Origin of the sequence: Nocardioides panaciterrulae (assembly GCF_013409645.1) — a bacterium.
In the GTDB taxonomy this organism is placed as follows: domain Bacteria; phylum Actinomycetota; class Actinomycetes; order Propionibacteriales; family Nocardioidaceae; genus Nocardioides; species Nocardioides panaciterrulae.
Window position 1 is genome coordinate 942,550 of record NZ_JACCBG010000001.1, and the last position, 24,352, is coordinate 966,901.

Here is a 24,352-nt window from a genome sequence, read left to right on the forward strand (position 1 = left end):
TAGGGTTGGGCGGGAGATGAGCACCTCGATCCCGATCCCCGGCCTGGAGTCCCTCGCGCCCGCCGAGGAGCCCCGCACCACCCGCCGGGGACCCTCCCCCCAGGAGCTGCTCGAGGGCCTCAACGAGCCTCAGCGTGCCGCCGTGGTGCACGCCGGGGCGCCGCTGCTGGTGGTCGCCGGGGCCGGCTCCGGCAAGACCCGGGTGCTCACCCGGCGGATCGCCTGGCTGATCTCCGAGCGCAAGGCGCACCCCGGCTCGATCCTCGCGATCACCTTCACCAACAAGGCGGCCGCGGAGATGAAGGAGCGCGTGGAGGAGCTGGTCGGCCGGCGCGCGCGGATCATGTGGGTCTCGACGTTCCACTCGGCCTGCGTGCGGATCCTGCGCAAGGAGATCGCCGTGCTCAACGGCGGCGAGCTCGACTACAAGTCGAACTTCTCGATCTACGACGCCGCCGACCAGAAGCGGCTGATGGCGCTGGTCTGCAAGGACCTCGACCTCGACCCGAAGCGCTACCAGCCGAACGCGGTGCTGCACTGGGTCTCGGCGCAGAAGAACGAGCTGCGCGACGCCGAGGAGGCGGCCAAGGACGCCCGCAACGGCCAGGAGGAGACCTACGCCGCGGCGTACGCGCTCTACCAGCGGCGGCTGCGACAGGCCAACGCGCTCGACTTCGACGACCTGATCATGACCACCGTGCACTTGTTCCAGCAGTTCCCCGAGGTGCGCGAGACCTACCGGCGCCGCTTCCGCCACGTCCTCGTCGACGAGTACCAGGACACCAACCACGCGCAGTACGCACTGATCCACCAGCTCTGCGCCGACGACCCCGAGGCCACCGAGCCCGACGCGGAGCGGGTGGAGCCGGCCGAGCTGATGGTGGTCGGCGACGCCGACCAGTCCATCTACGCCTTCCGGGGCGCCAACATCCGCAACATCCTCGACTTCGAGCAGGACTTCCCCGACGCGACCTCGATCCTGCTCGAGCAGAACTACCGCTCCACCCAGACGATCCTCACCGCCGCCAACTCCGTGATCGGCCACAACAAGGGGCGCAAGCCCAAGCGGCTGTGGTCCGAGGCCGGCGACGGCGCCCGGATCGTCGGCTACGTCGCCGACGACGAGCACGACGAGGCCCGGTTCGTCTCGGAGGAGATCGACAAGCTCGTCGACGAGCACGGCGTCCGCCCCGCCGACGTGGCGGTCTTCTACCGCACCAACGCCCAGTCCCGGGTCTTTGAGGAGGTGTTCATCCGCACCGGCCAGCCGTACAAGGTGGTCGGCGGGGTGCGCTTCTACGAGCGCCGCGAGGTGCGCGACGCCCTGGCCTACCTGCGGATGCTGGTGAACCCGGCCGACCAGGTCTCCCTGCGCCGGATCCTGAACACCCCCAAGCGCGGCATCGGCGACCGGGCGGTGGCCTGCGTCGAGGCGCTCGCCGAGCGGGAGCGGATCACCTTCTGGGAGGCGCTGCGCCGGGCCGAGGACGCGCCCGGCCTGGCCACCCGGTCGCTGACCGCGATCCGGGGCTTCGTCGCGATCGTCGAGGAGCTCCAGTCGATGGTCGAGGCGGGGGAGCGGGCCGACGTGATCCTCGAGACCGTGCTGGCCCGGTCCGGCTACCTCGCCGAGCTGGAGGCCTCCGACGACCCCCAGGACGAGACCCGCGTGGAGAACCTCGCCGAGCTCGTGGCGGTGGCGCGTGAGTTCTCCGACGACCCGGTCGCGGGCCCGTCCGCGGACCCCGCCGACGTGGACGCGGGGACCGTCGCACCGGGCCTTCGCGACTTCCTGGAGCGGGTGGCGCTGGTGGCCGACACCGACCAGATCCCCGACACCCCGGAGGGCCGGGACGACGGGGTCGTCACGCTGATGACCCTGCACACCGCCAAGGGCCTGGAGTTCCCGGTGGTGTTCCTGACCGGTCTCGAGGACGGCGTCTTCCCGCACGCGCGCTCCCTGGGGGACCAGCCGGAGCTGGAGGAGGAGCGACGGCTGGCGTACGTCGGGGTGACCCGCGCCCAGCAGCGCCTCTACCTCTCCCGAGCCGTGGTCCGCTCCGCCTGGGGCGCCCCGTCGCACAACCCGGGGTCCCGCTTCCTCGACGAGCTGCCGGTCGACCTGGTCGACTGGCGCCGCACCGAGGCCGCGCAGACCAGGTGGGGCCGGCCCGACCTCGCCGCGGGTTCGCCGGCCCGCCTGGGCCAGCCGACCGCCGCGGGTCGCCGCAACTTCTCCTCGGCCGCGCTGCGCGTGGATGCGGCGAAGAAGGCCAAGCCGGCCCGGGCGATCCCGTCGCTGGAGCCCGGGGACCGGGTGCTGCACGACTCCTTCGGCATGGGCACGGTCGTCACCGTCGAGGGCGCGGCCGAGAAGTCGGTCGCCTCGATCGACTTCGGCTCCGAGGGCGTCAAGCGCCTCCTGCTCCGCTACGCGCCGGTGGAGAAGCTCTAGCGGAGACGCGCCAGCGGATCCGCTGATGGTGGTCGAGCAGCGTCCGCGACCGAGCCTGCGAGGTCGCGAAGAGCGTGTCGAGACCCGGTGAGATGCCCGCTAACAGCAGGGACGGGGCGGGCGGGTGTACGCCGGACCGTGGCTGCGGTCGTCGTTCGTCTCGCCGGGTCTCGATACGCCCGCCGCGACTTCGTTCCTCAGTCGCGACGGACTACTCGACCACCATGAGCGGGCACGTCGCCGCGTCTCGATACGCCCGCGGCGACTTCGTCCCTCAGTCGCGACGGACTACTCGACCACCGACGATCTGATCGGCTTCCCGGGCTCCGTCACCCTCGCCGGCCTCGGCAAGCCCTCCGGGACACCGAGGCGCGCAACGGCCGGTGGCGCATCGTGGACCACCAAGGGACCCTGCCCGAGGTCCTCGTCGAACGGCGGGCGAACCGAGCGGCTGGCGACAGCTACAGCGTGCCCGGCCGCACGTCGTCGGAGAAGTGCCGCTCTCGCCGTCGCCGGGATCGTGAGGCTCGCGACGGCGACGAGCGCCGCGGCGAGGCCGATGAGCGTGTTCGGAGGGGAAGGGAGCAGAGCCATGGCCGCGTAGGTAGTCAGGATCGACCAGGCGAACACCGGCAGCGCGTGCCCTCCGATGAACCCGAGCCAACGACTTGCCGCAGTCGTCCGTCCCGGTCGTATGAGGCGCGGAACGGCCATGAGCGGAAGGAATGCGAAGGCGGCGAAGTCCAGCAGCCGGAGCGGCCCGAGCTGGACGACGCTGAACGCCATGCTGAATCGATCGATCATCGGCTTGACCGGGCCGTCGAACGCATAATCTAGCCGCAGCGCGAAGAAGAGCGTCGTCACGCCCGCAGCGCCCACGACCATCCACTGCCGAATCCTGGGCGGTATCTGCGAAAGGCTGAGCCTCTTGGCGCCGAAGGCCAGACCGACAACGAACACCACCTGGTAGCTGAGCGGGTCGAAGGCTCCGAAGTCGACTCCGTCCGGGTTCGCGGGCAGCCTGACCAACAGTCCGGCGGCGATCCACACGCACGCGCTGGCAGCGAGGACGTACGCCAGCCGGCCCCTGGCGAACTGCCAGATCAGGAAGGGCGTCGCGAGGAGGAACATGCAGTACATCGGGAGGATCCCGAGATACGCCGGTTCGTAGAGCAGCGACGCGGTGAGGAACACCCCCTTCCAGGGCTCGTGGACGTACACGTCGAGGTTCCATCCGCTGACACCTGGGAGACCGGCCACGACGGCGACTGCGAGCGTCGCATAGAGCACCAGCTGCGTGACGTAGAGGACGCGGACCCGCGCGAACACGCGCCGCGTCATCGCCCCGAAGCCGTCGCGCACCCGGCTTTCCTCGTAGACGAAGCCCGACACGAAGCCGGAGATGAGGACGAAGCCCTGAGCGGCGGTGAAGAAGCCGAAAGGACCGTAGTTGGGATTGCTGAAGCGGGCAAAGGGGCTTCCGGGGAGGTGGTCGACGGTCATGAAGACGAAGCACACTCCCCGGAGCACATCAATGAGCGGATCGCGCTTCGCCCGTTCATGCCCCCGTGGATGCCCCGCCCCCATGGCGCTCGATCGTAGGAGCCGCCACGACGTGGCCGCGAGACGAAATGTGGGGAAACCACGCCATCGCCCGTCCGCCCGCTCGGAGTGGGGGCGGGCGGGTGTACGCCGGACCGTGGCTGCGGTCGTCGTTCGTCTCGCCGGGTCTCGATACGCCCGCCGCGACTTCGTTCCTCAGTCGCGACGGACTACTCGACCACCGACGACGTGATCGGCTTCGCCGATCAGGTCAGGGCTGGAGCCCGTGGTGGACCAGCGCCTCGTAGGGGTCGACCGGGTCGCCGCCGCCGGGGCGGACCTCGAGGTGGAGGTGGGGGCCGGTCACGTTGCCGGTGGCGCCGACGTAGCCGATCAGGTCACCGGAGCGGACCACGTCGCCGACGCTGACGCCGAACTGGTTCTGGTGGCAGTACCAGAGCTCGGTGCCGTCGTCGAGCGTCACCACGGTCTTGTTGCCGTAGGAGCCGTCGTACCCGGTCGAGGTGACGGTGCCACCGGCGACCGCGTGGATCGGCGTGCCGGTGGGCGCGGCGAAGTCCAGACCGGTGTGGTAGTGCGACCACAGGCCGCTGTACTCGCCGAAGCGCGCGGTGAGGTGGTAGCTGTCCAGCGGCAGCACCCAGGCGTTGCGCGCGATCTTCTTCGCCTGGGTCTCGGCCTGCTGGGCCAGTTGGGCGAGCGCGGCGTCGTGCTGCTCGGCCTGCTGCTCGGCCTGCGCGACCAGCTGGGAGTCGGCGGCGTCGGCGAGGGCGTCGCGACGCGAGTCGCGGCTGATCGCGGCGTGCCGCGCCTCCACGAGGCTCACCTGGGACACGTCGCTCGCGCCGCTGAGCGCGCTCGCCTGCGAGAACCGGGCCGGCTCGGGGGCGCTCAGGTTCGTGCCGGCCGCGGTGACCGCGCCGCCGGCCGAGACCGCGAGGGCGGCGACGCCGACGAGCACCGGGGTGGAGGGCAGCGAGCGGAAGAGCGAGCCGCGCGAGCCCGAGTGGCGGGCCGGCCTTTCGGCCTTGCGCCGGCCTCCCGCCGCAGGGGTCGGCGACTCCGAGGGTTCGCGGCGCAGGCCGCGACGGTCCGCTCGGTGGTTGCCCATGAAGAGGTCTCCGCAAGGTGCTCGGGGGTGAGACAGCGGGCCTGACTGTAACGGAGGGCTCGGTGGGCGGGAAACCGGAACCCGGGAATCTGTGCAAACTCAGCATCATGCCCACGGCCCCGCCCCTCGACACGTGGCTCGGGTCACGCCTCCGATAGCCTGCGGCCATGAGCACGCCTGGTGTGACCCCCCGCATCCGCATCGTGGTGGCCAAGCCCGGCCTGGACGGCCACGACCGGGGCGCGAAGATCGTCGCACGCGCCTTGCGCGACGCCGGGCACGAGGTCATCTACACCGGCCTGCACCAGACTCCCGAGCAGATCGTGGAGACCGCGATCCAGGAGGACGCCGACCTGATCGGCCTCTCGGTGCTCTCCGGGGCGCACATGACGCTCTTCCGCCGGCTCGTCGAGCTGCTCGCCGAGCGCGACGCCTCCGACATCGTCGTCTTCGGCGGCGGGATCATCCCCGAGGAGGACATCCCGGTCCTCGAGGAGATCGGGATCGCGAAGGTCTTCACCCCCGGCGCCACGACCGGCGAGATCACCGGCTGGGTCGCCGCGCACTTCGCCGAGCAGCCCCAGGCCTGACCGGGACGGGGTCGGCCTGCGGGTCGACTACTACGTCTGGCGTACGCCGCGCAGCTGAGCGCGCACCGGTCGCCGGGGCGCCACCCGGGGCGCCACTCGGGCCGCTCAGGGGCACGCCCTGTCCCTCGAGGTCACTCGCGTTGCGTCCGTCACGTCGGGCGACCCGGACTCGTGCCCCGCGCTCGGGCGGGACTAGGGTGCCGAAGGGAATCCCTGGACTGTCAACTGAAGAAGGACTGGGTAGATCGTGGACCTGATGGAGTACCAGGCGAAGGAGCTCTTCGCCAAGCACGGCGTGGCCACCACGGTGGGCGTCGTCGTCGAGACCGCCGAGGACGCGAGGGCCGCCGCCGAGAAGATGGGTGGCGTGACCGTCGTCAAGGCGCAGGTCAAGGCCGGTGGCCGGGGCAAGGCCGGCGGCGTGAAGCTCGCCAAGACCGCCGACGAGGCCTACGAGCACGCCTCGAACATCCTGGGCATGGAGATCAAGGGCCTCACGGTCAACCGGGTGCTGGTCACGCCGGCGACCCCGCCGGAGGACGAGTACTACTTCTCCTTCCTGCTCGACCGGGCGAACCGCCGCTACCTGTGCATCGCCAGCGTCGAGGGCGGCGTCGAGATCGAGGAGGTCGCCAAGACCAACCCCGACGCGGTCAAGCAGATCGCGATCGACCCCGGTGCCGGTGTCGACGAGGAGAAGGCCCGCGCGATCGCGTCCGAGGCCAAGTTCCCCGAGGCCGTCTTCGAGCAGGCCGTGGAGATGATCCAGGCGCTGTACCGGGTCTTCGTCGAGGAGGACGCGACGCTGGTCGAGGTCAACCCGCTCGCGCGGCTGGCCGGCGACAAGCTCGAGGCGCTCGACGGCAAGGTGTCGCTGGACGACAACGCCTCGGAGATCCGTCACCCCGACCACGCGGCGTTCGAGATCAAGGACGAGACCGACCCGCTCGAGGCGAAGGCCAAGGACAAGGGCCTGAACTACGTCAAGCTCGACGGCCAGGTCGGCATCATCGGCAACGGCGCGGGCCTGGTCATGTCCACCCTCGACGTGGTCGCCTACGCCGGCGAGAAGCACGGCGGCGTCAAGCCCGCCAACTTCCTCGACATCGGTGGCGGCGCCAACGCGCAGGTCATGGCCGACGGCCTCGACGTGATCCTGAACGACGCGCAGGTCAAGAGCGTCTTCGTGAACGTCTTCGGCGGCATCACCGCCTGCGACGAGGTCGCCAACGGCATCAAGGGTGCGCTGGAGATCCTCGGCGACGAGGCCTCCAAGCCGCTGGTCGTCCGCCTCGACGGCAACAACGTCGACGCGGGTCGTGCCATCCTGACCGAGCTGGACCACCCGCTGGTCACCCTGGTCGACACGATGGACGGTGCGGCCGACAAGGCCGCCGAGCTGGCCAACGCCTGAGACGGAGCGAGAAGAACAATGTCGATCTACCTGAACAAGGACTCCAAGATCATCGTCCAGGGCATGACGGGTGGGATGGGCTCCAAGCACACCACCTTGATGCTCGAGGCCGGCAGCAACATCGTCGGCGGCGTGAACGCCCGCAAGGCCGGCACCAGCGTCGAGCTCGGCGGCAAGGACCTGCCGGTCTACGGCAGCGTCAAGGAGGCGATGGCCGAGACCGGCGCCGACGTGTCGGTCGTCTTCGTGCCGCCGGCCTTCACCAAGGACGCCTGCCTCGAGGCCATCGACGCCGGCATCGGCCTGCTGGTGGTCATCACCGAGGGCGTGCCGGTCCAGGACACCGCCGAGGTGTGGTCCTACCTGCAGGGCAAGCAGACCCGGATGGTCGGCCCGAACTGCCCGGGCATCATCACGCCCGAGGAGTCGCTGGCCGGCATCACCCCGCACACCATCGCGGGCAAGGGGCCGGTCGGGCTGGTGTCGAAGTCGGGCACGCTGACCTACCAGATGATGTACGAGCTGCGGGACTTCGGCTTCTCGACGGCCATCGGCATCGGCGGCGACCCGGTCATCGGTACGACGCACATCGACGCGCTCGAGGCGTTCGAGAACGACCCCGAGACCAAGGCGATCGTGATGATCGGCGAGATCGGTGGCGACGCCGAGGAGCGCGCCGCGGCGTACATCAAGGAGCACGTCACCAAGCCGGTGGTCGGCTACGTCGCGGGCTTCACCGCCCCCGAGGGCAAGACCATGGGCCACGCCGGTGCGATCGTGTCCGGCTCGTCCGGCACCGCCCAGGCGAAGAAGGAGGCCCTCGAGGCCGTCGGCGTCAAGGTCGGCAAGACGCCGTCCGAGACCGCCGAGCTGATGCGGGAGATCCTGCGCGACCTCTGATCGCGCAGGTCGGGGCGAGAGCGAAGCGAGCCTCGAGGCCCAGGAAGTGACGCAGGGCGGTGACCACCTCGGTCACCGCCCTGCGTCGTCCTGCCCGGCCGGGGTCAGCAGCCCTGCTCGGTCCAGAGGCACATCTGCGTGACGATCGACTTGGTCTTCCCGCTGAGCCCGGTCACCGCCTGTCCGATGCTGTCCCGGGCGTACTCGCCCTCGACGTAGGTGCCGTAGACGGCGCGCCCGACCCGGGCGAACTGGAAGATGCCGCCGCCGAGCCCCTCGCGGTAGACGATCGAGAACGTCACGGAGTCATCGGCGCCGCCGAGGTCGGCGTCGTCGACCGGCTGCACGTCGACCAGCTTGTCGTCGGTCGCCTTGTCGCCCGGGATGACCGGGCAGCCCTGCACGGCCTCCCGGATCTGCGCGAGCGTGGCGGTCGCGTCGTCGGTGCGGGCGAAGGTCACCAGCTCCCGGCTCTCGCGGAACTGCGGCATCGTGGAGGTGACGGCCAGCCGCTCCACGGTGTCCGCGGCCGGCCAGGGGGAGCGGCCGCACAGGTCCGGCGCGGGCACCCCCTCGGCCTTCGCCGAGGGGCCGTCCAGCGGTCCCTCGGGGGCGGCGATGTTCCAGTCCAGCGGGAAGTCCGCGGGGATCGCGCTGACCGCACCCTCGCCGATCACCGGGGAGGCGCTCGCCGAGCTGCCGTCCGACGGTGACCGGCACGGCTCGGCGGCGAAGATGCACATGTCGCTGAGCACCGGTGCCGACCACTCGGCGAGCCGCCGCACCTCGGCGTCGACGACCTGGGCGCCGCCGGCGCTGGTGTGGTCGGTGGCGAGGTAGATCGCGTTGCCGACCCGGGCGACCTGGAAGACCGTGAGGTCGGCCAGCAGGTCCTTGTCCATCTGGGCCTGCTGGGTGAACACGAAGGACTCGTCGACGGGCAGCCCGGTGTCGACCGCGGCGTACACCAGAGGGGCGCCCTTGCCGTTGGGGTCGGTGGGGCAGGCCTCGACACCGTGCCGGACCGCGTCGAGGACCTTCGCGGCGACCCGGTCGTCGCGGTAGAGCGCCAGGGTGCGGCCGGCGTTGCCGTCCGTCCCCGCCTCGCCGTGGGCGGCCCCGAGGACGTCGACGGCCGGGGCGACGGGGGCGTCCGGACCCGTCGGGGCGCCCGTGGAGAACGTCGGGCTCCCGCAGAGCGTCAGGTCGTCGACCACCGGGAGCGGGCGCACCGTGAATCTGAACGTCGCGCTGTCGGGCAGGGCGGTCAGGTCGAAGTCGTCGGAGCTGCCGGGGATGGTCTGGCGCCACCCGACGTCCGCCGTCCGGCTGGGGCTCGGCGAGGGCGCCACCGGCACGTCGTCGGCGTGGTCGCCGCCGCCGGCCACCACCGCGATCGGGGTGGCGACGACCAGCGCGACGGCCAGGGCGCCGGCGCCGATGAGGGCGTTGTTGCGCCGGCGCAGCCGGGTGCCGCGGCGGCGCACCTCGGAGGCGGGCAGCGGGTTCACGTCGATCCCTTCGTGCATGAGGTTCTCGAGGTCGCGGATCGGGTCAGACATGGCTTGCTCCCTCCTGGAGTCCGCCGTTGGTGTCGTCGGAGAGCAGGGCCGCGAGCGCGGCGCGACCGCGGCTGAGCCGGGCCTTGATGGTGCCCTCGGGGACGCCCACCTCCCGGGCCACCTGGTGGACCGGCAGGTCGGCGAGGTGGTGCAGGACCAGGGCCTGGCGCTGCGCCTCGGGCAGCCGCTTGAGGGCAGCCACCAGGGCGACGTGGTTCTCGCTCGGCGCCGCGGTCTCGGTCGCGGCGCCGACGGCGCGGTCCGCGGGGCGCCGGCCCCGCGTCGTACGCCGCCAGCGGCTGACCGCGAGGCGGTACGCCGTGGTGCGGACCCAGGCCTCCGGGTACTCGGCCCGGTCCAGCTTGCGTCGGTGTGCCCAGGCGCGGACGAACGCCTCCTGGACGCACTCCTCCGCCTCGTCCCGGTTGCCGATCATCGCGTAGATCTGCGCGGTGATCCGCCGGAACGAGGCCTGGTAGAAGTCGTCGAACTCGCGTTCGTCCATCGACCCGTCCCCGTCTCGTATGTGGTGTCTGTCGGGGGTGATACGCCCCGGGGCAGCTCACGGTTGCACGGCGGGGGAGGAATTCCGTGCAGCCGCTAACCCTGGTGTGGAGCGGGCAGGGCGGGCAACCGGTCCAGGGCCCGCCGGACGAGCGTGGGGAAGTCGCCCCGCCGCATCGTCATCCGGTGGTCCGGCACGAAGCCGACCTGGGCGACGTGCGGGCCGTCGCGGACGATCCCCATGAGGAACCGCACCGAGGACTTGTCGCTGATCTCGGTCGTGACCTGCCAGACGCTGAGGTCGGTGCGGCGGCTCTGGGACTGCAGGAGCCGCTGCACCTCGGTGCCGGGGTCCTGGTGGGAGCAGCCGGCCATCCGGTGGCGCACCCGCTGCACCAGCGCCCGGGCCCGGTGGGTGGACATCGAACCCACCGTCTCGGTGAGCCCGAAGGTGTCCGGCACGTGGGCGCCGGGGATCACGAACGAGCGGGTGAGGGCGGCGGTGACGCCGGGGACGTCGAAGTCGGTCCGGTCGCAGCGGGTCGCGGCGACGTTGGTCACCGCCTTGCGGGGCTCGGTGCCGACCCAGGGCCGGGTCACCCCCGTCACCGGGGGCAGGTCCACCTCGACGAGCATGCCGGGCACCTCCCCGACCGGCACCGGCGCGGCCGGCCGGTGCCGCGGGTGCTGGGCGCAGGCACCCGCGTCCGGCAGCCCGCACAGGTCGTCGACGGCGCCGGCCAGCAGCGCGGTCCCGGAGTCCAGGGCGAGCGGGCCGGTGCCCGGGAGCCGGGTCAGGGTCGTGGTCGTCACCCGGCCGGTGCGGGCCACGCCGACGAGCAGGGTGGACCCGGACCCGCGCCACCAGCGCAGCGCGACCAGCGTCGCGCGGTCGCCGACCCCGGTCACCCGCTGGGTCGAGACCAGCTGGGCCCGCGGCTCGGTGCAGCCGGCGTACCAGCCCAGCGTGCGGTCGAAGGTCCGCCCGGCCGCCCGGTCGGTGGCGGAGACCTCGGTGGCCTGGAACGCGGTCGCAGCACGGCCGCCGCCGGTCGCGGGTCCCTCGAAGGTCCGGACCAGGGCCGCCGTGCCGTGCGGGTCGGCGTACCGCTCCTGCTGGCAGGGCAGCACCAGTCCGTCGCCGGAGGTGTTGTCGCTGGTCTCGCCCTCGGTCCACGCGGCCGCCGGGCGAGCGGCCCGACGACCGGCCCGATTGTGGGCCCGGTCGTGGGCCCGGTCCCTGGGTCCGGTGGGGGGCAGGTCGGCGGTGATCTCCTCGCTGGTGAGCATCGCGCCCGCGGGCAGCGTGGCCGGGTCGGGGGTCTTCTCGGCGGCCCGGGCGGCGGCGCTGCGGGGACCGCTCGCCGAGACCTGCTCGCGGGCCAGGGTCGGGTGCACGCCGTCGGCGTCGGTGACCAGCACACCGGCGACGAGCATGGTGGCCACGGCCGCGGCCACGCCGGCCAGGGTGTGGGTACGGCGCCGCGCGGCGCCGGCCCGGCGGATGATGGTGGCGCGCGGCAACCGGGCGCCGCCCGCGTGGGCGCGCAGCGGCTCGAACAGCGGGCGGATGGCCGTCGTCGCGACGTCACGGTGCATCGCGAACCGCGAGGTCGCCGTCTGCAGCTCGCGCTCCGCCTCGGACTGCGGCAGGCCGACCTCGCGGGCCAGGTCCGCCAGCGAGATCGTCGCCAGGTGCGTCAACAGCAGCGTGCGCCGCTGCAGCGGGCTCAGCTTCGCCAGCGCGTCGAGCGTGGCGCGCAGCCCCGGGTCCAGCGACTTGTCCCGGTGCCACGGCCGGGCGGTGTGGCGGCGCTGGGCGTGCGCCCAGGCGCGGGGCCGCACCCACGCCTCGGGGTCCTCGAGCCGCGAGACCTTGCGCCAGTGGTGCCAGGCGGCGACGAAGGAGTCCCGCACGGCCCCCCGGGCCGCGGTCAGGTCGCCGGTGAACGCGTAGGTCTGGAGAAGCAGGCGGTCGCGGGCGTCGTTGTAGAACGCGTCGAACTGCTCCGGATTCCTCATGGCCGCCACCACGGTAGAGGAGGTCCGTGGCCCCGGGCCAACCGGCGTGGGAGCCGCGGATCGAGCCCCCGCACGGGTGATGATGGCCGGGCCATGACTTCGCTGCTGACCCGCGACCGCCCGACCAGCCCGCTGCGCGGGGACCGCGATCAGGCCACCGGCCTCGGGCGCCGGCGGCCGCTGGTGGTGGTCGCCGCCCTCGGCGGCGCCGCCGCGGCGGCCACCACGCTGGTGGTCTGCGTGGCGCTGGGCGTGATCGGCTGGTTCCTCACCGACGCCGGCGCCCACGGCACCCCGCGGGACGGGCTGCGCACCGGCGCGCTCGGCTGGCTGCTGGGCCACGGCTCCGGTGTGTCGGTGCACGGCACCCCGGTGACCCTGCTGCCGCTCGGCGTCACCCTGCTGTGCGCCTGGTCGGCGTGGCGGTTCGGCCTGCGGGTCGGTGCCGCGGTCTCGGGGCACGGGCCCGACGCCGAGCGGATCGCGGACGGCGAGCGGGACTGGACCGTGGCGAGCGCGTCCCTCTTCTTCACCCTCGGCTACCTCCTGGTGGCCCTGGTGACCCTGCACCTGGCCACCGGGGCGTCGACCGGCGCCTCGGCCGGTGGCGTGCTGCGGTGGTCGCTGCTGCTGTGCCTGGCGCTCGGTGCTCCGGGGATCGCGGTCGGCTCGGGCCGGGCGGCGATCTGGACGTCGTACCTCCCGATGTCGGTGCGCGCCGCCGCCACCGCCTGCCGCCGGATCCTGACGACCTGGGCGGTGGTGTCCACCCTGCTGCTGCTCGGCGCCCTGGTCGCCGACCTCGGGCAGGCCGCCAACGTGCTGTCCCGGCTGCACACCGACGCCGGCGACACCGTGCTCTTCGTCGTGCTCACGCTGGTCGTGGTGCCCAACGCGGCGGCGTACGCCGGGTCCTGGATGCTCGGCCCGGGCTTCGCGGTCGGCACCCACACCCTGGTCGCGCCGAGCGTGGTGGTGCTCGGCCCGCTGCCGATGTTCCCGCTGCTGGCCGCGCTGCCCGACGCCGGCACCCCGGCGCCCTGGCTGTCGGCGGTGACGGTGGTCCCCGCCCTCGTCGCGGCCTGGGCCGCCGCGCGGGTCCAGCGCCGGTTGCCCGCCCTGCGCTGGGACCAGGGGGCGCTGCGGGGCTGCGCGGGTGGGCTGATGGCGGGCGTGCTGTTCGGGGCGTTCGCGGCGGTCGCCGGCGGCGCGGTCGGTCCCGGGCGGATGACCCACGTCGGCCCGGCCGGGTTCGACGTGCTCGTGCACGCGATCACCGCGTTCGGGCTGGGGGGCCTGGTGGGTGGCCTGGTGATGACCTTCCTCCAGCGCCGGGCCGCGCGCCGCTCCGGTGACGGGTGGGCCGAGACGGAGTGAGGTGGCGGCGGCGCCGTCGCTAGACTGCGCCGCGTGTCGACCCCCACCCCCGCCCGGCTGGTCGTGCTCGTCTCCGGGGCGGGCACCAACCTGCAGGCGCTGATCGACGCCACCGCCGACCCGGCGTACGGCGCCCGCGTCGTCGCCGTCGGCGCCGACCGCGACGACATCGTGGGCCTCGCCCGGGCCGAGCGCGCGGGCATCCCGACGTTCGTCAAGAAGGTCGGCCAGTTCAGCAGCCGCGACCACTGGGACCGCGCGATGGCCGAGACGGTGGCGGGCTTCGAGCCGGACCTCGTGGTCTCGGCCGGCTTCATGAAGCTCGCCGGGGAGTCGTTCCTCGAGCGGTTCGGCGGCCGCTTCGTCAACACCCACCCGGCGCTGCTGCCGTCGTTCCCCGGGATGCACGGCGCGGCCGACGCGCTGGCGTACGGGGTGAAAGTCACCGGGGCGACGCTCTTCATCGTCGACGCCGGCGTCGACACCGGCCCGATCGTGGACCAGGTGGTGGTGCCGGTCGAGGCCGAGGACAGCGTGGAGACGCTGCACGAGCGGATCAAGGCCGCCGAGCGGCAGATGCTGGTGGACTGCGTGGGCCGGATGGCCCGCGAGGGCTGGACGGTCACCGGGCGCACCGTGCAGTTCGGCCGCCGGCCGGCCGTGCCCTAGTCTGGAGGCACACGACTGGCGCGGGTGGTTCACCACCGGGGAGTGTCCCCAGCAGGGGAGGAGAGCGCATCGACCGCCTGGGTGCCCTCATCGAAGCAACGTCCCGATTCGATGAGGAGCAGTGCATGTCCCACGCGGCCCCCGAAGCCACCGACGCGCGAGTCCCGGTCCGCCGGGCCCTGGTCTCGGTCTATGACAAGACCGGCCTCGAGCAGCTGGCCCGCGGCCTCCACCAGGCCGGCGTCACGCTGGTCTCGACCGGCGGCTCCGCCGCCCTGATCGAGGGCCTGGGCCTGCCGGTGACCCGGGTCGAGGAGCTGACCGGGTTCCCCGAGTGCCTCGACGGCCGGGTGAAGACCCTGCACCCGCGCGTGCACGCAGGGATCCTCGCCGACCGGCGCCTGGACACCCACGTCGCGCAGCTCGCGGACCTGGGCGTGGAGCCCTTCGACCTCGTGGTCTCCAACCTCTACCCGTTCCGCCAGACCGTCGCCTCCGGCGCGAGCCCCGACGAGTGCGTCGAGCAGATCGACATCGGCGGCCCCTCGATGGTCCGCGCCGCGGCCAAGAACCACCCCTCGGTCGCCATCGTCACCTCCCCGGCCCGCTACGACGAGGTGCTCGCGGCGGTCGTCGCCGGCGGGTTCACCCTCGAGCAGCGCCGGCTGCTGGCCGCGGAGGCGTTCGCGCACACCGCGTCGTACGACGTGGCCGTGGCCTCGTGGATGGGCACCGTGCTGACCGACACCTCCGGCAGCGCGCCCGGCGCCGGCGGGGGCTTCCCGGCCTTCACCGGCGCCACCTTCGAGAAGGCCGCCGACCTGCGCTACGGCGAGAACCCGCACCAGGGCGCCGCGCTCTACCGGGCCGACGCAGCGCCCGGAGGCGGCGGGCTGGCGGCCGCGGAGCAGCTGCACGGCAAGGAGATGTCCTACAACAACTACGTCGACACCGACGCGGCCCGGCGCGCCGCCAACGACTTCGCCGCGCCGGCGGTCGCGATCATCAAGCACGCCAACCCGTGCGGCATCGCGGTCGGCGCCGACGTCGCCGAGGCGCACCGCAAGGCCCACGAGTGCGACCCGGTCTCCGCGTTCGGCGGCGTGATCGCGGTCAACCGGCCGGTCTCGGTCGAGATGGCCCGCCAGGTCGCCGAGGTGTTCACCGAGGTGATCGTCGCGCCGGGCTACGAGGAGGGTGCGGTCGAGGTGCTCCAGGGCAAGAAGAACATCCGGATCCTCGTGTGCGCCCCCGACGAGCAGCCCGCTCCGGTCGAGACCCGGGCGATCTCCGGGGGGCTGCTGGTCCAGCAGGTCGACCGGGTCGACGCGCCGGGCGACGACCCGTCGACCTGGACGCTGGCCACCGGCGAGGCCGCCTCGCCCGAGCTGCTCGCCGACCTCGCCTTCGCCTGGCAGGCCTGCCGCGCGGTGAAGTCCAACGCGATCCTGCTGGCCAAGGACGGCGCCTCGGTCGGCGTCGGCATGGGGCAGGTCAACCGGGTGGACTCGTGCCGGCTGGCCGTGGAGCGGGCGGGGGACCGGGCCGCCGGCTCGGTCGCCGCCTCCGACGCGTTCTTCCCGTTCGAGGACGGGCCGCAGATCCTCCTCGACGCCGGCGTGGCCGCGATCGTCCAGCCCGGCGGCTCGGTCCGCGACGAGCTGACCGTCGAGGCGTGCCGGAAGGCCGGGGTGACCATGTACCTCACCGGCACCCGCCACTTTGCGCACTAGCCACGGCGAAGCCGGGGCGTAGGTGCGCAGGTCGAGCAGCGCCCGCGACCGACGAAGGAGGTCGCGACGGCGCGTGTCGAGACCCGGCGACGTGCCCGCCGACCGCCACCACCCCGCCGTACGGCGTCAACATGCGCCGACTCGGCGTGCCCCGGGCGTCAACATGCGCCGACTCGGCGTGCCCCGGGCGTCAACATGCGCCGACTCGGCGCTTCTCGTGCCACCGATGACAGGATGAGGACATGACCGCACAGAAGCTGGACGGCACCGCCACCTTGAAGGTGATCAAGGCCGAGCTCGCCGAGCGGGTGGCCAAGCTGCGTGAGCAGGGGGTCGTGCCCGGGCTGGGCACGGTGCTGGTCGGCGACGACCCGGGCTCGCACTGGTACGTCAACGCCAAGCACAAGGACTGCGCCGAGATCGGGATCGCCTCGCTGCGCGTCGACCTGCCCGCCACCGCGACCCAGGCCGAGGTCGAGACCCGGATCGACGAGCTGAACGCCGACCCGGGGTGCACGGGCTTCCTGGTGCAGCAGCCGACCGGCCTCGACGAGTTCGCGCTGCTCTCGCGGGTCGACCCCGACAAGGACGTCGACGGGCTGCACCCGGTCAACCTCGGCAAGCTGGTGCTCGGCGAGGAGGGCTCGCTGCCCTGCACCCCGATGGGCGTCATCGAGCTGCTGCGCCGGCACGGCGTGCAGATCGCCGGCGCCGAGGTGTGCGTGGTGGGCCGCGGGCTCACGGTCGGACGACCGCTCGGGCTGCTGCTGACCCGCCGCTCGGAGAACGCCACGGTCACGCTCTGCCACACCGGCACCCGCGACCTGGCGGCCCACACCCGGCAGGCCGACATCGTGGTGGCGGCGGCCGGCGTGCCCGGCATCATCACCGCCGACATGGTCAAGCCGGGTGCGGCGCTGCTGGACGTCGGCGTCTCGCGGGTCGACGGCAAGATCGCCGGCGACCTCGCCGACGACGTCTGGGACGTGGCCGGCTGGGTGTCCCCGAACCCCGGCGGGGTGGGTCCGATGACCCGCGCCATGCTGCTGTCCAACATCGTCACGATGGCCGAGAAGGCCAGGGGCTGATGGTCGGAGGAACCGTGGCCGATCCCCAGCTCCCCGTCGACGACGACCCGGCGGCGCCGCGGCGCCACCCCTCGACGGTCGGCGGCATGTTCTACCTGGTCGTGCTCGCGCTCACCGCCGTGGGCATCGGCGTGGTGTGGTCGGGGGACTGGCGGGCCGGCGTGCGCTGGATGGGCGGCGCGCTGCTGCTGGCCTCACTGGCGCGGCTGGTGCTGCCCACCCGGGACGCCGGGATGCTGGCGGTGCGGCACCGGGCGTTCGACTGCGTGCTGCTGGCGGGGGTCGGCGTGGTGCTGATCGTGCTCGCCGGGACCATCCCCAACCAGCCCGTGTGACGGCCGTGTGAAGTTCAGCCCGCGACGCACGACGGCCCGCCGGAGCAGTCCGGCGGGCCGTCGTACGTCGTGGGGCAGCGGCTCAGATGAGGCCCAGCTCGGTGACCGCGGCGCGCTCCTCCTCGAGCTCGGCGACCGAGGCGTTGATCCGGCCGCGGGAGAACTCGTCGATGTCGAGGCCCTGGACGATCTCCCAGCTGCCGTCCTTGGTCGTGACCGGGAACGACGAGATCAGGCCCTCGGGCACGCCGTAGGACCCGTCGGAGGCCACCGCCATCGACACCCAGTCGTCGTCGGCGGAGCCGAGCAGCCAGTCGTGGGCCGCGTCGATGGTGGCCGAGGCCGCGGAGGCGGCCGAGGAGGAGCCCCGGGCCTCGATGATCGCCGCGCCGCGCTTGGCGACGGTGGGGATGAAGTCGTTCTCGATCCAGCTCTGGTCGCCGACCACCTCGGCGGCGTTGCGGCCGCCGACCTCGGCGTGGAACAGGTCGGGGTACTGGGTCGCGGAGTGGTTGCCCCAGATCGTCATCCGCCGGATGTCGGTCACCGGCGCGCCGGTCCTGGCGGCCAGCTGCGAGATCGCCCGGTTGTGGTCGAGCCGGGTCAGCGCGGAGAACCGTTCGCGCGGGATGTCGGGGGCGTTGGTCATCGCGATCAGCGCGTTGGTGTTGGCCGGGTTGCCGGTCACGCCGATGCGGACGTCGTCGGCGGCCACCTCGTTGAGCGCCTTGCCCTGGGCGGTGAAGATCGCGCCGTTGGCCGAGAGCAGCTCGCCGCGCTCCATGCCCTTGGTGCGCGGCCGGGCGCCGACCAGCAGCGCGAGGTTGACGCCGTCGAAGACGGTGTTGGCGTCGTCGCCGATCTCCACCCCGGCGAGGGTGGGGAACGCGCAGTCGTCCAGCTCCATGACCACACCCTCGAGTGCCTTCAGCGCCGGGGTGATCTCCAGCAGCCGCAGCTCGATCGGCCGGTCGGCGCCGAGCAGCGCCCCGCTGGCGAGACGGAAGAGCAGGCTGTAGCCGATCTGGCCGGCGGCGCCGGTGACGGCCACCTTGAGGGGAGTAGAGCTCACGTGGACTCCTTGTCGGACCTCGTGCCCGTGGGACCGGGCGGACGGGTGGATTCGCACCGACGCTAGCAGCCCCCCGGCGCACGGTCCCGGAGCCGGCGAACGGCCGGACGCTCCGGGCCGGGCACTCCGGGCCTGGCGCTCCGGGCCTGGCGCTCCGGGCCTGGCGCTCCCGGTCGCGCGGGCCGCGGGCGGGTGCGCCATGCTGGCGCCCGTGACAGCCCGAGGCGTACGACGCGCGCTCGCCGCCGTGGGCGGCGTACTGCTGCTGTCGCTGTCGGCCTCCGCCTGCGCCGGTGGCCCGCCGACGATCGCGCCGTCGGGAGTGGACGGGCTCACGATCCCGACCCCGTCGCCCGACCCCGCCGACTTCGCCGGGGCCGTGGACAACCCGTGGTTCCCGCTCGAACCGGGCAGCCGCTGGAGCTATCGGTCCACCGGCGGCTCGCGGGTGGCGACCACGGTCGCGACCGCCGGCGAGCGGCGCCGGGTCGTCGACGGGGTCACGTGCACCGGGGTCCACTCGGTCGCCCGGGACGCGCACCGGCGGGTCGTGAGCGAGGCATGGGACTGGTACGCCCAGGACACCGCCGGCAACGTGTGGACCTTCGGCGGGCGGACCACGTCCTACGACCGGCGCGGGCAGCGGGTCGCCGGGTCGTCGTGGGAGGCCGGTGTCGGCGGTGCCGAGGCGGGCCTGGTGATGGCGGCGCACCCGCGGCTGGGCGACGGGTACGTCGTCGCGCGGCGCGGCGGCGGCGCCGAGGAGCGCGCCACGGTGCTCTCGGTCGACGAGCAGCGCGCGGTCCCGTCCGGCTTCTACACCCACCTGGTCGAACTGGAGGTCACCTCGACCGCCTCACCCGGCACGGTCCGCCACCGCTACTACGCCCGCGGGCTCGGCCTCGTCTTCGACGAGCCGGCCGAGGGCGCGGGGGTGCGGCCGGCCAAGGTGCTGGTGTCGTTCGTGCGCGGCTGAGGTCGCGGCCGGCGGGGGTGGTCGGCGTTCGGCTCGGGGGTGGCGAATGGTGGGAGACCGCAGGTCCGGGGGCTGGATTGTTGCGGTCTGTCGCCATTCCGCAGCCGGGCCGGTGGCGACGCGGGGCGGCGGTGAGCTGTCCACCGGTCTGCTCGCGGGATCGGGGGGTGTCTCACCGCCGGCCCGGGGGTGAGCGGCGGGGGTGGTCGGCGTTCGGCTCGGGGGTGGCGAATGGTGGGAGACCGCAGGTCCGGGGGCTGGATTGTTGCGGTCTGTCGCCATTCCGCAGCCGGGCCGGTGGCGACGCGGGGCGGCGGTGAGCTGTCCACCGGTCTGCTCGCGGGATCGGGGGGTGTCTCACCGCCGGCCCGGGGGTGAGCGGCGGGGGTGGTCGGGGTTCGGCTCGGGGGTGGCGAATGGTGGGAGACCGCAGGTCCGGGGGCTGGATTGTTGCGGTCTGTCGCCATTCCGCAGCCGGGCCGGGGGGCGACGCCGGGCGGCGGTGAGCTGTCCACCGGTCTGCTCGCGGGATCGGGGGGTGTCTCACCGCCGGCTCGGGGGTGTGGGGCGGGGTGGCCGGCGGGGGTGGTCGGCGTTCGGCCGGGGGTGGCGAATGGTGGGAGACCGCAGGTCCGGGGGCTGGATTGTTGCGGTCTGTCGCCATTCCGCAACCGGGCAGCCGGGCAACCGGGCAGTCGCGCCGCGGGTAGACGCCGGAGGGCGGCCTACTCCTCCGGGTGGGCGTGCGTGCCCTGGTCGGGCCACGTCTGCTGCGCGGGCGGCTGGGCCTGCTGCGGCTGCTGGGGGGCGTGCTGCTGGGCCTGCTGCTGGGGGGCGGGGATCCACTCCTGGGAGTGCGGGTCCCACTGCCAGCCGTTCTCGATGATCGGCTCGTGCCCGGCCAGCTGGGCCTCCGTGTACTGCTGCGCCTGGGTGTAGGGCTCGGACCGGGCGGCCGCCGCCTCGGCCTGGACAGTGGGGTTCTCCTGGTTCCACTCGGCCTGGTACTGGTCGGGAGCGCCGTGGCCGGCCACCGCGGCCGAGGGCGGCCAGGGGAGGTTGAAGCCCGACCCGGGGACCGGCTCGCTGCCCTCGCCGAACATCAGGGCGTACGTCGCGCCCGCGATCGCGCCGCCGAGCAGCGGGGCCAGGATGAACAGCCAGAGCTGGACGAACGCGTCGGTGCCGGCGAAGACCCCGACGCCGATCGATCGGGCCGGGTTCGCCGAGCCGCCGGTCGCGCCGATCGAGGCCAGCAGGATCATCGTGTACGCGAGGCCGATCGCCAGCGGCGCCATCACCGGGTGCTCGTTGCGGGTGTCGGTGACGGCGAGGACCACCCACAAGAACACCGCGGTCAGCAGCATCTCCAGCAGGAACGCCGCCCACCAGGCGAAGCCGGTGCCGGCGTCGCCGTACGAGTTCTGGGCCATGTTGCCCGCGGCGGAGTAGCCCGGGAAGCCGTGCATGAGGATGAACAGCGCGAGCCCGGCGGCCAGCGCGCCCGCGAGCTGGGCCGCGACGTAGGTGACCACCTCGTTCCACGCCATCCGACCGCCGAGGGCGGCCCCGACCGAGATGGCGGGGTTGAAGTGGCCGCCGGAGACCCGGCCGAAGGCGTAGACCATCACCAGCACGGTGAGCCCGAAGGCGAGCGCGGTCGCGACGTAGTCGCCGCCGCTGATCAGCGCGGCGCCGCAGCCGAAGAAGACCAGCACGAACGTGCCGAGCCCCTCCGCGAGCAGCTTCTGGGTGGTGGTGGACGTCTCCGCCATCGGCGCGCCTCTCGTTCCTGCGACCCCCCGGTGAGGTCGGCACCAGTTTATGGGCCCCGGCCGGGGCGTTGACGGGGGCGTTGACCGGGGAGTTGGCCGGGGCGTTGATCGGGGTACGGGAGGGTGCGAGGCTGGCCGGGTTCAGCCCGTCAGGTATCTTGACGTCAAGAAATAATTCCCGATGCGCAGGAGTCGCCGAAGCCCATGGCCAAGATCATCTACACGCACACGGACGAGGCGCCGCTGCTGGCGACGTACTCGTTCCTGCCGATCGTCCAGGCGTACGCCGCGAAGGCCGGTGTCGAGGTCGAGACCCGGGACATCTCGCTGTCCGGGCGCATCCTCGCCCAGTTCGGGCTCGCCGACGACGCGCTCACCGAGCTCGGCGACCTGGCGACCACGCCGGAAGCGAACATCATCAAGCTGCCCAACATCTCCGCCTCCCTCCCGCAGCTCAAGGCCGCGGTCAAGGAGCTGCAGGAGCAGGGCTTCGACGTCCCCAGCTACCCGGAGAGCCCCAAGGACGACCGGGAGAAGGAGATCCGGGCCAAGTTCGACAAGGTCAAGGGCTCCGCGGTCAACCCGGTGCTCCGCGAGGGCAACTCCGACCGCCGCGCCCCCGCGTCGGTCAAGAACTACGCCAAGGCCCACCCGCACCGGATGGGCGCGTGGGACTCGGCCAGCAGGACCAACGTCGCCACCATGGGCCACGACGACTTCCGCAGCAACGAGAAGTCGGTCGTGCTCGGGGCCGACGACGTCCTGACCATCAAGCACGTGGCCGCCGACGGGACCGAGACCGTGCTCAAGGACGGGATCAAGGTCCTGCCGGGCGAGGTCGTCGACGCCACGTTCATGGACGTCGCCGCGCTGCGCCGCTTCCTCACCGAGCAGATCGCCCGCGCCAAGGCCGAGGACGTGCTGTTCTCGGTGCACCTGAAGGCCACGATGATGAAGGTCTCCGACCCGATCATCTTCGGCCACGTGGTCCAGGCCTTCTTCCCCACGCTCTTCGAGCAGTACGGCGAGGCGCTGGCCGCGGCGGGCATCTCGCCCAACGACGGCCTGGGCGCGCTGCTCGGCGCGGTCAAGGACCTCCCCGAGGGCGACGCCATCAAGTCCGCCGTCGAGGCCGGCCTGGCCGACGGCCCGGCGATGGCGATGGTCGACTCCGACAAGGGCATCACCAACCTGCACGTGCCGAGCGACATCATCATCGACGCCTCGATGCCGGCGATGATCCGCACCTCCGGCCACATGTGGGGCCCGGACGGCGAGGAGCACGACACCCTCGCGGTGATCCCGGACTCCTCCTACGCCGGCGTCTACCAGACCGTCCTGGACGACTGCCGCGCCCACGGCGCGTTCGACCCGGCGACCATGGGCTCGGTCCCGAACGTCGGGCTGATGGCCAAGGCCGCCGAGGAGTACGGCTCCCACGACAAGACCTTCGAGATCCCCGCGGCCGGCAGCGTGCAGGTCGTGGCCTCGAACGGCGACGTCCTCATCGAGCACGACGTCCAGCCGGGCGACATCTGGCGCGCCTGCCAGACCAAGGACGAGCCGATCCGCGACTGGGTCAAGCTCGCCGTCACCCGCGCCCGGGCGACCGGCTCGCCGGCGATCTTCTGGCTCGACGAGACCCGCGCCCACGACGCGAACCTGATCGCGAAGGTCGAGGAGTACCTCCCCGAGCACGACACCGAGGGCCTCACCATCGAGATCATGGCGCCGGCCGAGGCCACGGCGTACTCCCTGGAGCGGATCCGTCGCGGCGAGGACACCATCTCGGTGACCGGCAACGTGCTGCGCGACTACAACACCGACCTGTTCCCGATCCTCGAGCTCGGCACCAGCGCGAAGATGCTCTCGGTGGTCCCGCTGATGAACGGCGGCGGCCTCTTCGAGACCGGCGCCGGCGGCTCGGCGCCCAAGCACGTGCAGCAGCTGCTCAAGGAGAACTACCTGCGCTGGGACAGCCTGGGCGAGTTCTTCGCGCTGGTCCCCTCGCTGGAGCTGTACGCCGAGCAGGCGGGCACGCCCGCCGCGAAGGTGCTGGCCGCCGCGCTGGACCGGGCGACCGAGACCCTCCTGAACGAGGACAAGTCCCCGACCCGCAAGGTCGGTGGCATCGACAACCGCGGCTCGCACTTCTACCTGGCGATGTACTGGGCCCAGGAGCTGGCGAACCAGACCGAGGACGCCGACCTCGCCGCCGCGTTCAAGCCCCTCGCGGAGACGCTCGCCGCCAACGAGCAGAAGATCGTCGAGGAGCTGGGCGCCGTCCAGGGCAGCCCGGCCGACGTCGGGGGCTACTACCGCCCCGACGACGAGTTGGCCGACAAGGTGATGCGCCCGTCGCGGACCCTCAACGAGGCCATCGCCTCGCTCTGAGACACCGCCGAGCCGGCGCAGATGTGCGAGGGCCGGGCCCCCCGTGGGGACCCGGCCCTCGTCGTACCCGGCGGCGCCCCACACCGCTGAGAAGACGCCGCCGGGAGCCCTACTCCTTCACCGCACCAGCACTGACGTTCATGATCTTGCGCTGGAAGACGAAGAAGACGATCGCGACGGGGATGGTCATCACCGCCGCGGCGGCCAGCTTGACGGGGTACTGCGTGCCGGCGCTGAGCGCGCCCGACGCCAGCTGGGCGACGCCCTTGGTCAGCGTCATCAGCCGCGGGTCGTTGCTGGCGACGATGAAGTGGTTCAGCTCGTTCCAGGAGCCCTGGAAGGACAGGATGAAGATCGTGATGACGGCCGGCCGGGCCATCGGCAGCACGATCGACCAGAAGATCCGGAACGTCCCGGCGCCGTCGATGCGGGCCTGCTCCTCGACGCTGACCGGGATCGACTCGAAGAAGTTCTTCATGATGAAGACCCCGGCGGCGTCGGCGAGCAGCGGGACCACCAAGCCGCTGTAGGAGTTGTACATCCCGAGCTGGTTGATCACCAGGAACTTCGGGATCAGCAGCACGACGTTCGGCACCGCCATCACCGCGATCATCGCCGCGAACAGCCCTGAGCGCCCGCGGAACGGGATCCGAGCCAGCGCGTAGCCGGTAAGAGTCGAAGAGCACCCGGCCGAGCGTGACGAGGACGGTCACGATCGCGGAGTTCTTGAACCAGAGCGGGAAGTCGGAGTTGAGGAAGAGCTCCCGGTAGGCCGCGGTCGTCGCGGTCTGCGGGATCAGCGAGAGCGGGTC

18 protein-coding genes, 1 pseudogene and 1 riboswitch are annotated in these 24,352 nt (G+C 72.6%); of the genes and pseudogenes, 11 read left to right on the forward strand and 8 right to left on the reverse strand.

Going from position 1 to position 24,352, the window contains the following annotated elements; translation table 11 throughout:
* Window positions 1-16 precede the first annotated feature (16 nt).
* Window positions 17-2,455, forward strand: coding sequence for a DNA helicase PcrA (gene pcrA, locus BJZ21_RS04445; protein WP_179662644.1), 2,439 nt, complete (start codon window positions 17-19; stop codon window positions 2,453-2,455).
* A gap of 288 nt (window positions 2,456-2,743) precedes the next feature.
* Here pcrA and BJZ21_RS04450 read toward each other — a convergent pair whose 3' ends face one another.
* Both BJZ21_RS04450 and BJZ21_RS04455 read right to left on the reverse strand, forming a co-directional pair.
* On the reverse strand, window positions 2,744-4,042 hold the full coding sequence (locus BJZ21_RS04450; RefSeq protein ID WP_281380820.1) for an OpgC family protein: 1,299 nt from the start codon (window positions 4,040-4,042) through the stop codon (window positions 2,744-2,746).
* A 226-nt stretch (window positions 4,043-4,268) separates the two neighbouring features.
* Window positions 4,269-5,129: a M23 family metallopeptidase gene (locus BJZ21_RS04455; protein ID WP_179662646.1), complete on the reverse strand. Its 861-nt coding sequence runs from the start codon at window positions 5,127-5,129 to the stop codon at window positions 4,269-4,271.
* Between the two features lie 167 nt (window positions 5,130-5,296).
* Between BJZ21_RS04455 and BJZ21_RS04460 the strand changes: the two genes are divergently transcribed.
* From BJZ21_RS04460 to sucD, 3 genes are all read left to right on the forward strand, one after another.
* Complete coding sequence (locus tag BJZ21_RS04460) at window positions 5,297-5,719, forward strand: cobalamin B12-binding domain-containing protein (RefSeq protein ID WP_218851295.1); 423 nt, start codon at window positions 5,297-5,299, stop codon at window positions 5,717-5,719.
* Window positions 5,720-5,966: 247 nt separating this feature from the next.
* Window positions 5,967-7,133, forward strand: coding sequence for an ADP-forming succinate--CoA ligase subunit beta (gene sucC, locus BJZ21_RS04465; RefSeq protein WP_179662647.1), 1,167 nt, complete (start codon window positions 5,967-5,969; stop codon window positions 7,131-7,133).
* Window positions 7,134-7,151: 18 nt separating this feature from the next.
* Window positions 7,152-8,033 (forward strand): succinate--CoA ligase subunit alpha, encoded by an 882-nt coding sequence (gene sucD, locus BJZ21_RS04470; RefSeq protein ID WP_179662648.1) that lies wholly within the window; start codon window positions 7,152-7,154, stop codon window positions 8,031-8,033.
* 104 nt (window positions 8,034-8,137) lie between these two features.
* On the opposite strand, the gene BJZ21_RS04475 is transcribed toward sucD, so the two are convergent.
* The 3 genes from BJZ21_RS04475 to BJZ21_RS04485 form a co-directional block, all read right to left on the reverse strand.
* Window positions 8,138-9,595: a hypothetical protein gene (locus tag BJZ21_RS04475; protein ID WP_179662649.1), complete on the reverse strand. Its 1,458-nt coding sequence runs from the start codon at window positions 9,593-9,595 to the stop codon at window positions 8,138-8,140.
* Window positions 9,588-10,100 carry an RNA polymerase sigma factor gene (locus BJZ21_RS04480; protein ID WP_179662650.1) on the reverse strand — a complete coding sequence of 171 codons (513 nt, stop codon included), beginning with the start codon at window positions 10,098-10,100 and terminating at the stop codon, window positions 9,588-9,590. The genes BJZ21_RS04475 and BJZ21_RS04480 overlap by 8 nt, the downstream gene beginning before the upstream one ends.
* A 95-nt stretch (window positions 10,101-10,195) precedes the next feature.
* On the reverse strand, window positions 10,196-12,121 hold the full coding sequence (locus BJZ21_RS04485) for a SigE family RNA polymerase sigma factor (RefSeq protein ID WP_179662651.1): 1,926 nt from the start codon (window positions 12,119-12,121) through the stop codon (window positions 10,196-10,198).
* Window positions 12,122-12,214: 93 nt separating this feature from the next.
* Between BJZ21_RS04485 and BJZ21_RS04490 the strand changes: the two genes are divergently transcribed.
* The 5 genes from BJZ21_RS04490 (at window position 12,215) to BJZ21_RS04510 (ending at window position 17,323) form a co-directional block, all read left to right on the forward strand.
* On the forward strand, window positions 12,215-13,498 hold the full coding sequence (locus tag BJZ21_RS04490; RefSeq protein WP_179662652.1) for a cell division protein PerM: 1,284 nt from the start codon (window positions 12,215-12,217) through the stop codon (window positions 13,496-13,498).
* Window positions 13,499-13,531: 33 nt separating this feature from the next.
* Complete coding sequence (gene purN, locus BJZ21_RS04495; RefSeq protein WP_179662653.1) at window positions 13,532-14,167, forward strand: phosphoribosylglycinamide formyltransferase; 636 nt, start codon at window positions 13,532-13,534, stop codon at window positions 14,165-14,167.
* 1 nt (window position 14,168) lies between these two features.
* Window positions 14,169-14,257: riboswitch (ZMP/ZTP riboswitch) on the forward strand.
* A 35-nt stretch (window positions 14,258-14,292) separates the two neighbouring features.
* Complete coding sequence (gene purH / locus BJZ21_RS04500) at window positions 14,293-15,900, forward strand: bifunctional phosphoribosylaminoimidazolecarboxamide formyltransferase/IMP cyclohydrolase (protein ID WP_179662654.1); 1,608 nt, start codon at window positions 14,293-14,295, stop codon at window positions 15,898-15,900.
* Between the two features lie 242 nt (window positions 15,901-16,142).
* Complete coding sequence (locus BJZ21_RS04505; protein ID WP_179662655.1) at window positions 16,143-16,988, forward strand: bifunctional methylenetetrahydrofolate dehydrogenase/methenyltetrahydrofolate cyclohydrolase; 846 nt, start codon at window positions 16,143-16,145, stop codon at window positions 16,986-16,988.
* The gene (locus BJZ21_RS04510) at window positions 16,988-17,323 is read left to right on the forward strand and encodes a DUF3017 domain-containing protein (protein ID WP_179662656.1); all 336 of its coding nucleotides are present in this window, start codon (window positions 16,988-16,990) and stop codon (window positions 17,321-17,323) included. The genes BJZ21_RS04505 and BJZ21_RS04510 overlap by 1 nt, the downstream gene beginning before the upstream one ends.
* 82 nt (window positions 17,324-17,405) lie before the next feature.
* On the opposite strand, the gene BJZ21_RS04515 is transcribed toward BJZ21_RS04510, so the two are convergent.
* Window positions 17,406-18,395, reverse strand: a complete 990-nt coding sequence (locus BJZ21_RS04515; protein WP_179662657.1) for a malate dehydrogenase — start codon at window positions 18,393-18,395, stop codon at window positions 17,406-17,408.
* A 211-nt stretch (window positions 18,396-18,606) separates the two neighbouring features.
* On the opposite strand from BJZ21_RS04515, the gene BJZ21_RS04520 reads away from it, so the two are divergent.
* Window positions 18,607-19,371 (forward strand): hypothetical protein, encoded by a 765-nt coding sequence (locus tag BJZ21_RS04520; protein WP_179662658.1) that lies wholly within the window; start codon window positions 18,607-18,609, stop codon window positions 19,369-19,371.
* Between the two features lie 725 nt (window positions 19,372-20,096).
* Here BJZ21_RS04520 and BJZ21_RS04525 read toward each other — a convergent pair.
* Window positions 20,097-21,146: an aquaporin gene (locus tag BJZ21_RS04525; protein ID WP_179662659.1), complete on the reverse strand. Its 1,050-nt coding sequence runs from the start codon at window positions 21,144-21,146 to the stop codon at window positions 20,097-20,099.
* A 204-nt stretch (window positions 21,147-21,350) separates the two neighbouring features.
* Here BJZ21_RS04525 and BJZ21_RS04530 point away from each other — a divergent pair, with 204 nt between their 5' ends.
* Window positions 21,351-23,540: an NADP-dependent isocitrate dehydrogenase gene (locus BJZ21_RS04530; RefSeq protein ID WP_179662660.1), complete on the forward strand. Its 2,190-nt coding sequence runs from the start codon at window positions 21,351-21,353 to the stop codon at window positions 23,538-23,540.
* Window positions 23,541-23,649: 109 nt separating this feature from the next.
* Here the strand turns inward: BJZ21_RS04530 and BJZ21_RS20570 are convergent.
* Window positions 23,650-24,204 (reverse strand): annotated as a pseudogene (locus BJZ21_RS20570) (carbohydrate ABC transporter permease); the annotation flags it as partial.
* Window positions 24,205-24,352: the final 148 nt, after the last annotated feature.

Bases quoted from the DNA above. Each gene is read 5' to 3' on its own strand.
- pcrA (WP_179662644.1), top strand. From the start codon at position 17: ATGAGCACCTCGATCCCGATCCCCGGCCTGGAGTCCCTCGCGCCCGCC.
- BJZ21_RS04450 (WP_281380820.1), bottom strand. From the start codon at position 4,042: ATGGGGGCGGGGCATCCACGGGGGCATGAACGGGCGAAGCGCGATCCG.
- BJZ21_RS04455 (WP_179662646.1), bottom strand. From the start codon at position 5,129: ATGGGCAACCACCGAGCGGACCGTCGCGGCCTGCGCCGCGAACCCTCG.
- BJZ21_RS04460 (WP_218851295.1), top strand. From the start codon at position 5,297: ATGAGCACGCCTGGTGTGACCCCCCGCATCCGCATCGTGGTGGCCAAG.
- sucD (WP_179662648.1), top strand. From the start codon at position 7,152: ATGTCGATCTACCTGAACAAGGACTCCAAGATCATCGTCCAGGGCATG.
- BJZ21_RS04475 (WP_179662649.1), bottom strand. From the start codon at position 9,595: ATGTCTGACCCGATCCGCGACCTCGAGAACCTCATGCACGAAGGGATC.
- BJZ21_RS04480 (WP_179662650.1), bottom strand. From the start codon at position 10,100: ATGGACGAACGCGAGTTCGACGACTTCTACCAGGCCTCGTTCCGGCGG.
- BJZ21_RS04485 (WP_179662651.1), bottom strand. From the start codon at position 12,121: ATGAGGAATCCGGAGCAGTTCGACGCGTTCTACAACGACGCCCGCGAC.
- BJZ21_RS04490 (WP_179662652.1), top strand. From the start codon at position 12,215: ATGACTTCGCTGCTGACCCGCGACCGCCCGACCAGCCCGCTGCGCGGG.
- purH (WP_179662654.1), top strand. From the start codon at position 14,293: ATGTCCCACGCGGCCCCCGAAGCCACCGACGCGCGAGTCCCGGTCCGC.
- BJZ21_RS04505 (WP_179662655.1), top strand. From the start codon at position 16,143: ATGACCGCACAGAAGCTGGACGGCACCGCCACCTTGAAGGTGATCAAG.
- BJZ21_RS04510 (WP_179662656.1), top strand. From the start codon at position 16,988: ATGGTCGGAGGAACCGTGGCCGATCCCCAGCTCCCCGTCGACGACGAC.
- BJZ21_RS04525 (WP_179662659.1), bottom strand. From the start codon at position 21,146: ATGGCGGAGACGTCCACCACCACCCAGAAGCTGCTCGCGGAGGGGCTC.
- BJZ21_RS04530 (WP_179662660.1), top strand. From the start codon at position 21,351: ATGGCCAAGATCATCTACACGCACACGGACGAGGCGCCGCTGCTGGCG.